Origin of the sequence: Nitrospira sp. (assembly GCA_024760525.1) — a bacterium.
In the GTDB taxonomy this organism is placed as follows: Bacteria; Nitrospirota; Nitrospiria; order Nitrospirales; family Nitrospiraceae; genus Nitrospira_D.
The window spans coordinates 3,388,516-3,401,850 of the sequence record CP060499.1 but is presented as its reverse complement, the minus strand read 5'-3'; the positions used below and the strand labels follow the sequence as shown (position 1 = coordinate 3,401,850).

Here is a 13,335-nt window from a genome sequence, read left to right as displayed (position 1 = left end):
ATGGGGGATGCCATGAAGATCACACCGCTCGATATTCAGCAGATGGTCTTTCAAGTCAAACTTCGTGGCTATGATCGCGAAGAAGTAAACCGCTTTTTGGAGGAGATCGCGCAAACGGTCGAGTCCCTAAACCGCGATAATATGACGTTGCGTGACCGGATTGTGTCGCTCGAGCAACAGGTTTCTGACCTGAAACGGACCGAGGCGACGCTGTCCAACACCTTGGTCTCCGCTCAGTCGCTGGCTGATGACGTCAAGCGAAGTGCTCAGCGGGACGCCGAATTGATTGTGAAAGAAGCGGAATTGAAGGCGAGCGAGCTGTTCCGACAAGCACGAGCCGAATTGGGCACTACGCAACGCGATCTATCCATGCTGCAAAAGCAACGGTTGCTCATGGTTGAGCGGATGCGCGCAACGCTGCATACGTTCGAACGAATGTTGGACGTGGAGGCTAGTGAGGCGTATCAGGACCATAGCGCCATGCAGGAAGAGAAGATGGAAGGTGAGTCGAGTCCCACCCGTTGATGTTGTATAGCTGATGGTGTCGCCAGTGGGCGGTGCTGCTCATTTCTCGTGCACCTCTCGGGTCGGCCATCATCCCCATGTCTGAGCTACAGATCATTCAATCAGCCCTCGATCGGGCCGTGAGCGGCGGCGTGTTCCCTGGGGCGGTATTGGCAGTGCGGTGCGGAGACCGGCCGGTTTCTCGCTTCGTTGCCGGACGGCTTTCGACTTCCCCGCTAGGGCCTCCCGTGAACGCTTCCACCATCTATGATTTGGCCTCGTTGACCAAGCCCTTGGCGACCGTCACGGCTCTTGCCTTACTGATCCAGACGGGCCGCTGCCGGCTTGAGGATACCGTGGCCGACCATCTACCCGACTGCACCGATGCCCCGATCGGCACAGCCACGCTTCGGCATTTGCTGACACATTCTTCCGGATTGCCGGGATGGCGAGGATTCTACGAACGCCTCACCCCGGACGGACAGGTTCCTTCATCACATCACGAGAGGGAGCAAGCGAAGCAGTCAATGCTCGGTCTTATCCGATCTGAAGCGCTCGTGTATGCACAAGGCACGCGCAGCCTCTACAGTGATCTCGGCTTCATGTTGCTCGGCTTTATTGTTGAACGGCACAGCCGGCAATCGATGAACGACTTTTTTCGTGAGCACATTGTGGGCCCTCTGGGCGGCGTCCAGGTTGAATTCGTTGCGCCGGAACGATTACGTGCGTTTCTTGAGAAGGCAAGCGAGGATGGAAGCGGCGTGGCGCCGACAGAAGTTGACTCATGGCGAGGTCATCTCCTATGCGGGGAAGTGCACGATCAGAATGCAGCCGCACTGGGCGGCGAGGCTGGTCATGCCGGGTTATTCGGAAACGCCGACGCTGTGCTGGGGATCACGGGTGTATGGCTGCGGGCCTATCACGGGCGGGCAGCTATTCTCGATCAGGGCATCGTTCAGGAATTTACACGGCGCCAGAAACAGGAAGGAACATCGAGTTGGGCGCTCGGATGGGATACGGTATCGGTGCCGTCATCTTCGGGGCGCTACTTCGCCGATCGATCATTCGGCCATCTCGGCTACACGGGGACTTCGATCTGGATCGATCCGGTTCGGGAATTAGAGGTCGTGCTGCTCTCCAATCGCGTACATCCTTCGAGCCGGAATGAAGCCATTCGGGAGTTCCGACCCGTGATTCATGACCTGGTGTATCAGGCGTTCGTCGGGGTCGGTCAAGGCCGATCCGGGTAGTCAATCCACGTCTCTTTTTCTGCCAGATAACGCGTGCCCTTGAAATTGGTGCGTGTTCTCATGCGCGTGAATCCCACATCCTGAAGCTTTTCGACCAGTTCCTTCACCGCTGCCGCAACGGTAGAGTGCGACCGACTCTCAACAATGAGGGCTTCATACATCACCTTGGCCGAATATCCTGCCGATGTCCGGTTGACCAAAATTGCGCGGTTGAAATACCGGTCGCTCGGATCTACTCCCTCGATTTGGTGCTTCTCGACCAATCCTTCTTTTTTGAACATCAGCGGCAGCGTACTCATACTTCTTCATCCTTCCGGCAAACAGTGGACGACGAGGATAACTCCGGCGATTATAGAAGGTCGTCCTCCGTGCCTGCAACTCGTTGACAAGCTTAGCCTCGCTTACTATGATGCCTTCCCTCATCCAGTCGGAGGCCGGTCCAACCCCCACCGTATGAACATTCCCAATAGCCTCACGATTCTTCGCATCCTCTTGGTCCCTGTGTACATCGGGTTTATGACCTACGGGTCATACGGGTTGGCGCTTCTGACGCTGCTTGTCGCAGGACTGACGGATGCCATCGACGGTTATATTGCGCGCAAACTGAACCAGCGAACGAGGTTGGGGACATTACTGGATCCCCTTGCAGACAAGGTGCTGCTGACCTCGAGCTTCATCTCGCTCGCAATCCTGCATCTAATCCCGTCATGGCTTGTCATCCTCGTGGTCAGTCGAGACCTGATTCTCTTGTTGGGGACAGCGGTCGCGCATGTCACCAGTACGCCGATCAACGTGGCACCGACGTTCCTAGGCAAGGGAACGACGATGTTGCAGTTAAGCTACGTTCTCCTGACCGTCCTCTTGACGTGGCGAGAACATGATCGCGGTGTGCTTACCCCGCTTCTTGTGGTGATGGTTGCGTTCACCCTGGCTTCAGGGTTGCACTATCTCTATCGAGGGTATCGAGACGCGAATACCGCCCCCCCCCTTGCTTAAGGGGCTTACCGTAAAGATCCTGCGCCGAACGGCTTCGGTAAATAATGCAATAGTTTTTGACAGGTTTTTGACCCACCAGTAGACTCGTTTTGTAGTCCTAGCCTTCCTCTTCAACCGGCTCAGAGAGCCACAACAGGACGAACACCTATGGCCACGTTTGCGTATGTCGGACGGAGTAAATCAGGAGCGGTGAAAAAAGGGGAGCTTGTCGCAAAGTCACGCGATGAAGCGGTGGAACAGCTGCGCAAACAAAGCGTCGTGGTGACCAGTCTCGAAGAAAAGGCTGCCAAGGAAGGTTTCAGCCTTCGCCTGGGGAGCGGAGTAAGCGAAAAGGACCTGGTTGTCTTTACCAGACAATTCGGAACCATGATCAATGCCGGATTACCCCTTATCCAGTGTCTGGAGATTCTTTCGACGCAGTCGGAGAGCGTGCCTCTGAGGAAAGCTGTCGGGGAAGTGAAAGGAATGGTCGAGGGCGGCTCGACGTTTTCCGATGCGCTCCACAAACACCCCAAGATCTTCGATGACCTGTATGTCAACATGGTGCATGCCGGTGAAGTCGGAGGGTTGCTGGACACGATTCTGGGCCGTCTCTCCAAACACATCGAGAAGGCGATGAAGTTGAAGGGGCAGATCAAGAGCGCATTGGTCTATCCCGCGGCCATCGTCGGGATCGCCGCGATCGTGATCACGGTCTTGATGATCTGGGTTATCCCGGTATTCGAAAAGATGTTCAAGGAAATGTCCGGCGGGAAGATGGCCCTGCCGGCACCGACGCAGCTTGTCATCGACGCGAGTAATTTCGCGCAGGGGAATTGGTACATCATTTTGGGCGTCATCGTGGCGCTTGTGGTCGCCGTCAAGAAATATTACGCGACTCCGCAGGGCAGGTTGGCCATCGACAAGCTCATACTGAAGTTGCCCGTGTTCGGGGACCTCGTCAGAAAGGCATCCGTGGCCAAATTTACGCGTACACTGGGAACGCTGTTGGCCAGCGGGGTCCCGCTGCTGGAAGCCTTGACGATTTGCGCGAAGACCTCCGGGAACAAGGTCGTGGAAGGAGCATTGCTTGATGCAAAAATCAGCATCAGCGGAGGAAAGACGATCTCCGAGCCTCTCGCGAAAAGCGGAACGTTTCCCAAGATGGTGACCCACATGATCTCGGTCGGAGAGTCGACGGGTGCGTTGGATAACATGCTCGGAAAAATCGCGGATTTCTACGAGGACGAAGTCGATGAAGCGGTGGGGAACCTCACGGCACTCTTGGAACCGATGATGATGGTGTTCTTGGGCGTCACCGTCGGATTCATCGTGGTCGCGATGTATCTCCCGATTTTTACAATGGCGTCCGCGATCGGTTAAGCGCCCAACTCATGCTTAAACGGCGGCTTCGTTGCCCACATGTTCGGGCAATGAAGCTGCGCCGACTTCTCGGTGAACTCCTGCATCGATTCAATAGCGAGCGATCTCCTTTCCAGACATACTTCTGTCAGATGGAACTTCATGCACAGTCACAGTGACCCGGGAGCCGTGACGGTGGAAGCTGTTCGCTAGACGGAGTGTTATTGCGTGGCGGATATCAAGACCAGAATCTACCGGTTAATGGGGTGGCGAGTCGTTCTCGTCACGCTCCTCCTGGGATTATCCCTTGCGTTCCAAGTCACGAAGGGCGAACGTGTCGAAACCTTCTATGCTCTGATCATCTTTACGTATGCTGTTACCATTCTCTACGCGTTGGTGGTTCGCCAGCTTACCGACCCCGAAGTGCTCGTACAGTTTGCGTGGACTCAGATCGCCGTCGATTTCATGCTGGAAACGGTATTGATCGCAAGAACCGGAGGAATCGAAAGTCCCTTCGCGGTGCTCTATGTCATCAGTGTGACGGTCGCCAGTTTGGTTCCGCGGCGCCGTGTGGGCCTCCTGACGGCCAGCCTCTGCATCATCCTGTTCGGAATGTTGACCAATATGCAGCTGTATGGACTTGCCGAGATATGGGGCTGGCTTCCGCCTTCTCGGCTGAGCGCTGCGGAAACGCTCCAGGCGTTTGGTGTGTACAGTCTGGCGTTCCTGGTCGTCGGGTTTTTGAGCGGGGCGCTCGCGGATCAGCTACGGCTGGCAGATCAATCGCTTCGTGAGAAAGAACAGGGGCTGAGCCGCCTTCAGGCGTTCCATGAGAATATCGTTCATAGTATCAGCAGCGGTGTGTTTACAACCGACGAACAAGGTCGGATCACGTCATTTAATCCTGCGGCGCAGGAAGCTACGGGCTACAGCTTTGAACAAGTTCACGGGCGGCCCTGGCGGGAGGTGTTCAATTGGCATCCCAGCCAGCAAGAAGACGACCACATGCACGATGCCTCCGCCAACTTGCGCTTTGAAGTCGAGTGCAAACGGTTCGACGGCAATCGGTTGATCCTCGGCATGACGCTCGCGCCGTTACATGAACGAGGGGAAAAGACGGGCCTTGTCGGAGTGTTCAAGGATCTCACACAGATCCGTGATCTGGAAGAAGAAATGCGGCGCAAAGAATGGCTGGCCGGTCTTGGAGAGATGTCGGCGGGCATGGCGCACGAAATCCGAAACCCGTTGGGCGCGCTCGCCGGCGCCATGCAAATGCTTCGAAAGGATCTCCATGCCGATGAAACCAGCCGGCGGTTGACGGAGATTGCCATTCGGGAAGCGACTCGATTGGATACGATCATTACCGAGTTTCTTCAGTACGCGAGACCTCCGGCGCTGAATTTGGCGGAGCACGATTTAAACAAAGTCCTTGCCGAGACCCTTGATCTGGTACACCATGAAGCACGAGCCAGAACGAACATCACCATCGCGACGGCTCCGTGCAGTGAGGCTTTGCCTGCGCAAGTGGATCAGGATCAAATGAAGCAGGTGTTTTGGAATTTGGCGGTCAATGCCTTCGATGCGATGCCCACGGGAGGACAGCTGACGATCACGACGGGAAGCAGAAAGATCGATGTCGCGGGGCGCAAGGCGGAGGTGGTCGAAGTATCCTTCCATGATACCGGGGAAGGCATTCCGAAGAACAATCTCGATAAGATCTTTCTCCCGTTCTTTACCACCAAAAAACGAGGTTCTGGGTTGGGATTGGCCGCGGTCCATCGTATCGTCGACCTTCACGGTGGGTGGATCAAAGTGGAAAGTCAGGAAGGTCAAGGCACTCGATTCGGAGTCTGCCTGCCTCGCACGGCAGATTCAGGGGTACGTCTGTGGCACGAGGGTAGAGAGCCGTGGAAAAGATCCTAGTCGTTGATGACGAGCAAAGCTTGCGCGAAGTATTGAGCATCATGCTCAAACGAGCGGGATATGCCGTGACCAGCGCCATGGATGGCGAAGAAGCGATCGAACTCCTGCACAAGGAAATCTTCGATCTGGTGATCACCGATTTGCGGATGCCGAAGGTCGATGGAATGGAGATCCTCAAGGCGGTGAAGTCGACCTCTCCTGAAACGGTGGTGCTGATCATCACGGCCTTTGCGACCGCTGATTCTGCAGTCGAAGCCATGAAGCAGGGCGCGTATGACTATCTGACGAAGCCCTTTCAGGTCGATGAAGTCCAGTTGATCATTCGCAACGCGCTGGAAAAACGGCGCCTCTCGACCGAGAACATGCTGCTCAAGCGCGAGATGGCGAGCCAATCGTCCTTCGCGCAGTTAGTCGGCCAAAGTGAGGCGATGCAAAAAGTATTCGACGTGGTCCGAAAAGTCGCCGATTCGAAAAGCAACGTGTTGATCTGCGGTGAAAGTGGAACGGGAAAAGAGTTGGTCGCGCGCGCCATACATTACAACAGCGTCAGAAGCGCTCTTCCGTTTGTCGCCGTCAATTGCAGCGCGGTGCCGGAAACTCTGTTGGAGAGCGAGCTGTTCGGCCACATGAAGGGGTCGTTCACGGGTGCCATTGCCAATAAGGCGGGATTGTTCGAGATTGCCAACGGCGGAACCATCTTTCTGGACGAGATCGGCGATACGACTCCCACGATTCAAGTCAAGCTCCTGCGTGTCATCCAAGAGCGGGAATTTCGACGGGTGGGCGGCAATCAGGATATTAAAGTCGATGTGCGGATAGTCGCAGCCACCAACAAGGATCTCGAAAAAGCAGTCGCGGACGGCTCGTTTCGCGAAGATCTCTACTACCGTTTGGATGTCATCCCCATCCGACTTCCGCCGTTACGCATGCGAACGGGGGATATTCCGCTGCTGGTCAATCACTTTCTGGAGCGGTTCTCGAAAGAGAGCGGCAAGCCCAAGCCCGTGATCGGCCAGGAGGCGATGCACGTGTTGTTGGGACACGAATGGCGCGGCAACGTCCGCGAGTTGGAAAATCTGATCGAACGGGTCGTCGCGTTCTCCGCGGAGGGACCGGTGACCGACGCAGATGTGCGCGGATGGCTCCATCGCCCGGCGGCGCAGTCACAGGCACATGCGATGCCGATGGACTTGACCGACGAGGGATTGGATCTTGAAGGACTCATCAACGGGATCGAAAAAGATCTGTTGCTGAAGGCTCTTGAGCGATCGAAATGGGTCAAAAAGAAAGCCGCGCGGATGCTTCGACTGAACACGAGATCCTTCCGGTATCGATTGGAGAAGTATGCTATAAAAGGAGGTCGTGACTAATCCCTCTCCTGCATCGACAGGTTCCCCTTCGTCGATTACCGTTCCTGCGCCTGCCAAGATCAATCTCGTGCTCCGAATCTTGGACCGTCGACCTGACGGCTACCATAACCTCTGGTCATTGATGCAGACGGTGAGGCTGGAAGACGAACTCTCGATTTCCATCAATCACGGTGATACGACCATCGCATTGCGATGCGATGAACCGTCCTTGAGCATGGATCCTTCCAATCTGGTCTATCGTGCTGCGGCGGCGGTGCTCGAACAGAGTGGACGACCCGTTGGATTGGACGTGACCCTCACAAAGCGGATCCCGATGGGGGCTGGGTTAGGAGGCGGGAGCAGCGACGCGGCTGCGACCATCCTCGGACTGAACCGGCTGTTGAGGTTAGGATGGTCGGCGGAGAAGATGGCCGAGGTCGGTCAAGCGCTCGGAAGCGATGTGCCGTTTTTCTTTTTCGCCCCTTCTGCGATCGTGGAGGGGCGAGGTGAGAAGGTGACCCCGGTGCACATCACTGGAAGTCGATGGGCGGTCTTGGTCAATCCGGGCTTCCCGGTCGAAACGAAGTGGGCGTATCAGCAGCTCTCCACAAGCCGAACCGGAATTGTGCCGTTGTCCGATTCTCACGCCTCGCTGGGGGCAACACGTGAATTAGAATGGGAACACGTGCTTGAGACAGCAGAAAATGACTTTGAGTCGCCTGTATTTAAGGCGCATCCCGCGCTCGACGATATTAAACGGCAGCTGCTGGCGGCAGGGGCCGAGGCTGCGTTGCTATCAGGCAGCGGTGCGACGGTTTTCGGTGTGTTTCGTGGCGAGGCCGCGGCCCGTCACGCAGAGACGGTTTTTTCAAACGAGCCGCATTTCAAGGTGTTCACGGCGGCCATGTGTTCTCATTCCTAGCCGGTCCATCCCTAAAAGTATCGGCGCGCGTTTATTGACAGAAGCCTGAGATTTCCGATACAGTTTCACCCTTTGATTGGTTTCCCCAGTAGTGTGTGCAGCGACCGAGGGGACGGTTGACCGAAACCGCCTTCACTCACCGCACAAGAACCACTAGAGAATCCAGGACGTTAGTGACACGCGAGAAGACGGCCCAGGCAAGCCTTATGAACAGGGAACTGAAAATTTTCTCCGGCAACGCCAACCTATCGCTTGCCCATGAAATCTGTGCCTATCTCGGGCAGAAGTTGGGTGAAGCCACCGTCGCGTCTTTCAGCGACGGAGAGATTCGGGTCAAGATCGATGAGAATGTGCGGGGCGCCGACGTGTTCGTCGTGCAGTCCTGTTGTCAGCCGGTCAATGATTCCGTGATGGAGTTGTTGATCATTATCGATGCATTGAAACGTTCGTCGGCGAACCGCATCACCGCCGTTGTGCCCTATTTCGGGTACGCTCGTCAGGACCGCAAGGATCAACCGCGTGTTCCCATCACCGCGAAGTTGGTTGCGGACTTGATGACGACCGCCGGTGCCGATCGTGTATTGTCGATGGACCTTCACGCCGGACAGATCCAAGGGTTTTTCAACGTGCCGGTGGACCATTTGTATGCGCTCCCGGTCTTGCTGGACTACATTGTGAAGAAACAAGTTGCGGACATGGTCGTCGTGTCGCCGGATGCCGGCGGTGTGGAGCGGGCCAGGGCATTTGCAAAACGTCTCCAGGCCAATCTGGCGATCATCGACAAGCGGCGCGAAGGCCCAAACCAGGCGCAGATTATGAACATCATCGGCGACGTGCAAGGGAAAAGCGTGTTGCTCTTGGATGACATGATCGATACGGCCGGCACGATTGTGCAAGGCGCCCAGGCCTGCGTCGATCAAGGAGCCCGGGAAGTGATGACGGCGTGCACGCATGCGGTGCTATCTGGGCCGGCCTTGGAACGACTACAGGCGTCGTGTCTGTCTCAGGTCGTCGTGACCAACACCATTCCGCTGCGGGGGAAAGAACTGGTTTGCCCGAAGTTGCATCAATTGTCGGTGGCGCCTCTGCTAGGGGAGGCCATCAGACGGATTCATGAAGATGAGTCGGTGAGTTCACTATTTGCCTGAGCGACCCGTATCGACGGGGTATGGCGTCGGAAGCGGAGGAGACGGAGGAAGATCATGAAATTCGATTTGACAGTGGCAGTGAGAGAACAAGCGGGCAAGGGCGCCGCACGGTCCATGCGGCGGTCGGGAAAAATCCCGGCGGTGCTCTACGGCCAAGGGGAATGTCTCTTGCTGACCGTCAACCCCGATGAATTAATCAAAATTTTAAAATCTCATGCCGGTAGTACCGCGTTGATCTCTCTGACGGTGAACGGCGCCAAGTCCAAGCCGAATCGCACCGCGTTGCTGCGGGATTTTCAGGTGGATCCGGTCAGTGGGGCTGTGTTGCATGCAGATCTCTTTGAGATTTCCATGAGCAAGCCGATTCGGGTGAAAGTCCCCATCAAGGTCATCGGCGGGGTTCCCGCCGGAGTCAAAGAAGGCGGTGTGTTGCACCACAACATGCGCGAGGTGCACGTAGAATGTCTTCCAGCGGCGCTACCGGACCACGTCGAGATCGACGCTTCATCGTTGACCATCGGCAGTGGTATTCATTTGAAGGACCTTGGAGCGCGCGAAGGGGTCCGTTTCTTGGACGATCCTGATCAGATGGTCGTCAGCGTCGCTGCGCCGATGTCGGACGCTAAACTCGAAGCCTTGCTCACCAGCACCGCGGGCCCCGCAGGGGAGCCGGAGGTTCTGGCGAAAGGTAAGGAAGCAGCGGCTGGGGCTGAAGGTGCTGCGGGTGCCGAACCAGCCAAAGCGGGTGCGGCAGCGCCTGCCGGGGAAGCCAAGGCAGGAGAAAAGAAAGAAGCCGCCGCGGCTCCCAAGGCTGAAAAGAAAGAAGCCGAAAAGAAGAAGTAACATTGCGCCTTCTCGTTGGACTGGGCAACCCCGGCAGAGCCTACGCCCAGACCCGCCACAATGTCGGTATGTGGGTCATCGAACGGGCTGCCGCTCGATGGTCGATCCGGCTCTCACCTCGCGGCACAGCCCAGCGAGGCTCCGGGCGACTTGGAAGGGAACTGATCGAGCTTGCCGGCCTGCTCGACTGGATGAATATTTCCGGTCCTCCACTGAAAGGCCTCCTGCGCGAATTCACGCTCACCCCCGGCGATCTCATTGTCGTCCACGATGATCTGGACCTGGAGCCAGGGCGGCTGCGGATTAAACTGGCCGGGGGCAATGGGGGACATAACGGGATCAAGTCCATCATCGAGTCGCTCGGAACTCCGCAGTTTGTCAGGATGAAGATCGGGATCGGCCGGCCTGCCCCGGGCCAAGATTCCGCCGACTATGTCTTGGAGCCGGTGTCGAAAGATGAGTTGGTCGTCTTTGAACCTTGTCTCGATCGAGCCGTCGATGCACTGGAATGTCTGATTCATCGAGGACCGGAGGTCGCGATGAATCAGTTCAATGTCAGGGAAAAGCTCACGAACGAAGAAGAGGACACGAACTAAATGGGCCTCTGTTGCGGCATGATCGGCTTGCCGAACGTCGGCAAGACCACCGTCTTCAATGCGCTGACCGGCGGCGGCGCCTTGGCGGCCAATTATCCTTTTGCGACGGTGGATCCCAACACCGGCATTGCACTGGTTCCGGACCCCCGCCTCATCAAGCTGACCGAGATCTTCACGTCGAAGAGAACGACCTACAGCACGCTGGAAGTGCGAGACATCGCCGGGCTCGTCGAGGGGGCCAGCAAAGGCGAAGGACTCGGCAATCAATTTCTTGGCCACATCCGCGAAGTGGATGCGTTGCTGCATGTTGTGCGGTGTTTCCAAGGAACCGACGTGGTTCACGTCAGCGGCGGGATCGATCCGCTCCGTGATATCGGGGTGATCGAAACCGAGCTCATGTTATCTGATTTGGAGACTCTCGATCGTCGGAAGCAAAAGACCGAGAAAAAGGTGAGAGCGGGAGACAAGAAGGCCGCGTTCGAAGTGGAGTTTCTCGCCAAACTGATCGGGTTGCTCGATAAAGGCGAGTGGTTGGGCAACCGGGAATATCCGGTGGAAGAGCGGTTGATTCTCAACGAATGTCAATTGCTCTCCGCCAAACCGGTTCTGTTTATCGCCAATGTCTCCGAGGGGAAGAATGCCGATGAGGCCATGGTGCAGACGGTACGCGAGTTTGCGGCGAAGCGTGGCGCCCGGGTCGTGACGATCTGCGGGCAGCTGGAAGCGGAGTTGTCGTCGTTGCCTGAGAGCGAGCGGGCGGACTTTCTGAACGAAATGGGGCTGACCGAATCAGGACTTGTGCGGTTGACGCGCGAAGCCTATACCCTGCTGGATTTGGTGACCTTCTTCACCGCCGGCGAGATCGAATCTCGCGCCTGGCCGATTCCACGGGGCACCAAGGCGCCTCAAGCGGCGGGCAAAATCCACTCCGACATGGAACGCGGCTTCATCCGCGCCGAGGTCTATCACTACGACGATCTGCTGGCTTGCGGGACGGAAGCGAAAGTGAAGGAGAAGGGACTCTTCCGCCTAGAAGGCAAAGACTACGTCATCAAAGAAGCGGATATCGTCTACTTTAGATTTAACGTCTAGTCATTCACTCGCGAATCCTGTTGCCATCGCTTGGTTCACCATAACGGTGCTTCCGCGAAGGGCAGCGGGTGATTCCCTCGTCCATGATCGTCACGTCCTACATCTCGTCGTGCGTCCAACTCATGTCGCTGAAGCCTCGATGAGATCTCACCAGCGCCCCTTCCTCAAGGCTGGAGGGCTTAAGGTCATTGTGAAACCTGTTTTCTTCTGACTGTTCGTCGTGTGGCTACAAGCTGATCTGGTAACGCGTGCTCCGGCCGCCGCCGGCCGGCGCGAAGATGCCCTTCTCTGCCAGATCCTGCAAATCGCGTGTCGCGGTCGCTTTTGACGCGCCGGTGAGTGACATGTATTTCTTGGCGCTCATGCCTCCTTCGAAGCCTTTCGGTCCTTCCTCCAGCATGCGGCGAAGAATCTTCGTCTGTCGGTCGTTGAGTTGATCCCGAAACCGGTCAAAGAGTCGCGTCTTCTTCAGGGTAAAATCAATCTGTTCTTCAGCTTGAGTCTGCGCCTCCAGGACCTTGTTGACGAACCATGTGATCCAGGGTGTTACTTCGTTCGCCTGCTGCGCCACTTTCAGCGCATCATAGTAGTCCCGCCGCGTGGCTTCGATGGCTCGCGACAGACTGAGTAAGGCAGGCTGTCCGAGCCCCTGCGACAAGGCCATTTCGGACAATGCCCTTCCAATCCGCCCATTGCCGTCTTCAAAGGGATGGATGGATTCGAAATAGAGGTGGGCGATGGCAGAACGCACAGCGACCTTGCGGATTTCTTTCGATCCACCGGGCGCCGTGTCGTTGAACCATTGGATGAACCGCGCCATTTCTTCCGGAACGCGCGACGACGGCGGGGCTTCAAAATGCACCTGTTCACGTCCCACTGCGCCGGATACGACCTGCATCGGTTCAGTATGGGTTCGCCATTGCCCCGCAGCCACGTGTCGGTGTCCAGTCATGATCATGCGGTGCCATTCGAAGAGTGTCTCCTTCGACAGGGGAACGGCGAAACCGTTGCGGACCGCGAGCATCAGCGCGGCGGTGCCTTGGGCGCGTTTGTCCCCGGTAGGCTGGCCTGTCTCTATCCCCAGATTCTTCCGGATCGAAGACATGACGTCCTTTCGGCTCAGCAGCTCTCCTTCGATCGCAGAAGTCTTGATCGCTTCAACCACCATCATTTCGATCATTGCCTCTATCTGCGCGTCAGCTGTCAGTCCTTTGAGGAGCCCGCTGGCTCGACCGGTTTTTTCGGCAAGCTGGAACAGAGCTTCCTCCATTCCAGAGAGGTCATATTGAAAGTCAGGCCAGTCCGGTTGCTGCCAATTGTACGTCATGAGCCGATTATATCAGCTAATCGGCTCATGGAAAGCATTAAATA

The 13,335-nt window shown here is 56.6% G+C and carries 13 protein-coding genes; 11 read left to right on the top strand and 2 right to left on the bottom strand.

Features of this window, described 5'->3' with window-relative positions:
* Positions 1-12: 12 nt before the first annotated feature.
* Positions 13-525, top strand: a complete 513-nt coding sequence (locus H8K04_16015) for a DivIVA domain-containing protein (protein UVT15302.1) — start codon at positions 13-15, stop codon at positions 523-525.
* Positions 526-602: 77 nt separating this feature from the next.
* The gene (locus H8K04_16010; GenBank protein ID UVT15301.1) at positions 603-1,754 is read left to right on the top strand and encodes a beta-lactamase family protein; all 1,152 of its coding nucleotides are present in this window, start codon (positions 603-605) and stop codon (positions 1,752-1,754) included.
* Here the strand turns inward: H8K04_16010 and H8K04_16005 are convergent.
* Positions 1,736-2,053, bottom strand: coding sequence for a hypothetical protein (locus tag H8K04_16005; GenBank protein ID UVT15300.1), 318 nt, complete (start codon positions 2,051-2,053; stop codon positions 1,736-1,738). The genes H8K04_16010 and H8K04_16005 overlap by 19 nt on opposite strands.
* Before the next feature lie 154 nt (positions 2,054-2,207).
* Between H8K04_16005 and pgsA the strand changes: the two genes are divergently transcribed.
* The 9 genes from pgsA (at position 2,208) to ychF (ending at position 11,964) form a co-directional block, all read left to right on the top strand.
* Positions 2,208-2,750 (top strand): CDP-diacylglycerol--glycerol-3-phosphate 3-phosphatidyltransferase, encoded by a 543-nt coding sequence (gene pgsA, locus H8K04_16000; GenBank protein ID UVT15299.1) that lies wholly within the window; start codon positions 2,208-2,210, stop codon positions 2,748-2,750.
* A gap of 147 nt (positions 2,751-2,897) precedes the next feature.
* Entirely contained in the window at positions 2,898-4,112 is a 1,215-nt protein-coding gene (locus tag H8K04_15995) for a type II secretion system F family protein (protein UVT15298.1), read from the top strand.
* A 207-nt stretch (positions 4,113-4,319) separates the two neighbouring features.
* Complete coding sequence (locus H8K04_15990; GenBank protein UVT15297.1) at positions 4,320-6,014, top strand: PAS domain S-box protein; 1,695 nt, start codon at positions 4,320-4,322, stop codon at positions 6,012-6,014.
* Positions 5,999-7,384 (top strand): sigma-54-dependent Fis family transcriptional regulator, encoded by a 1,386-nt coding sequence (locus tag H8K04_15985; protein ID UVT15296.1) that lies wholly within the window; start codon positions 5,999-6,001, stop codon positions 7,382-7,384. Before H8K04_15990 ends, H8K04_15985 begins: the two co-directional genes overlap by 16 nt.
* Entirely contained in the window at positions 7,377-8,285 is a 909-nt protein-coding gene (ispE, locus tag H8K04_15980; protein ID UVT15295.1) for a 4-(cytidine 5'-diphospho)-2-C-methyl-D-erythritol kinase, read from the top strand. The genes H8K04_15985 and ispE overlap by 8 nt, the downstream gene beginning before the upstream one ends.
* A 206-nt stretch (positions 8,286-8,491) precedes the next feature.
* The gene (locus H8K04_15975) at positions 8,492-9,433 is read left to right on the top strand and encodes a ribose-phosphate pyrophosphokinase (protein UVT15294.1); all 942 of its coding nucleotides are present in this window, start codon (positions 8,492-8,494) and stop codon (positions 9,431-9,433) included.
* Positions 9,434-9,487: 54 nt separating this feature from the next.
* The gene (locus H8K04_15970; protein UVT15293.1) at positions 9,488-10,276 is read left to right on the top strand and encodes a 50S ribosomal protein L25; all 789 of its coding nucleotides are present in this window, start codon (positions 9,488-9,490) and stop codon (positions 10,274-10,276) included.
* A gap of 2 nt (positions 10,277-10,278) precedes the next feature.
* Positions 10,279-10,872 (top strand): aminoacyl-tRNA hydrolase, encoded by a 594-nt coding sequence (locus H8K04_15965; GenBank protein ID UVT15292.1) that lies wholly within the window; start codon positions 10,279-10,281, stop codon positions 10,870-10,872.
* Complete coding sequence (gene ychF, locus H8K04_15960) at positions 10,873-11,964, top strand: redox-regulated ATPase YchF (protein UVT15291.1); 1,092 nt, start codon at positions 10,873-10,875, stop codon at positions 11,962-11,964.
* Positions 11,965-12,190: 226 nt separating this feature from the next.
* On the opposite strand, the gene H8K04_15955 is transcribed toward ychF, so the two are convergent.
* The gene (locus H8K04_15955; GenBank protein UVT15290.1) at positions 12,191-13,291 is read right to left on the bottom strand and encodes a Fic family protein; all 1,101 of its coding nucleotides are present in this window, start codon (positions 13,289-13,291) and stop codon (positions 12,191-12,193) included.
* Between the last annotated feature and the right edge of the window lie 44 nt (positions 13,292-13,335).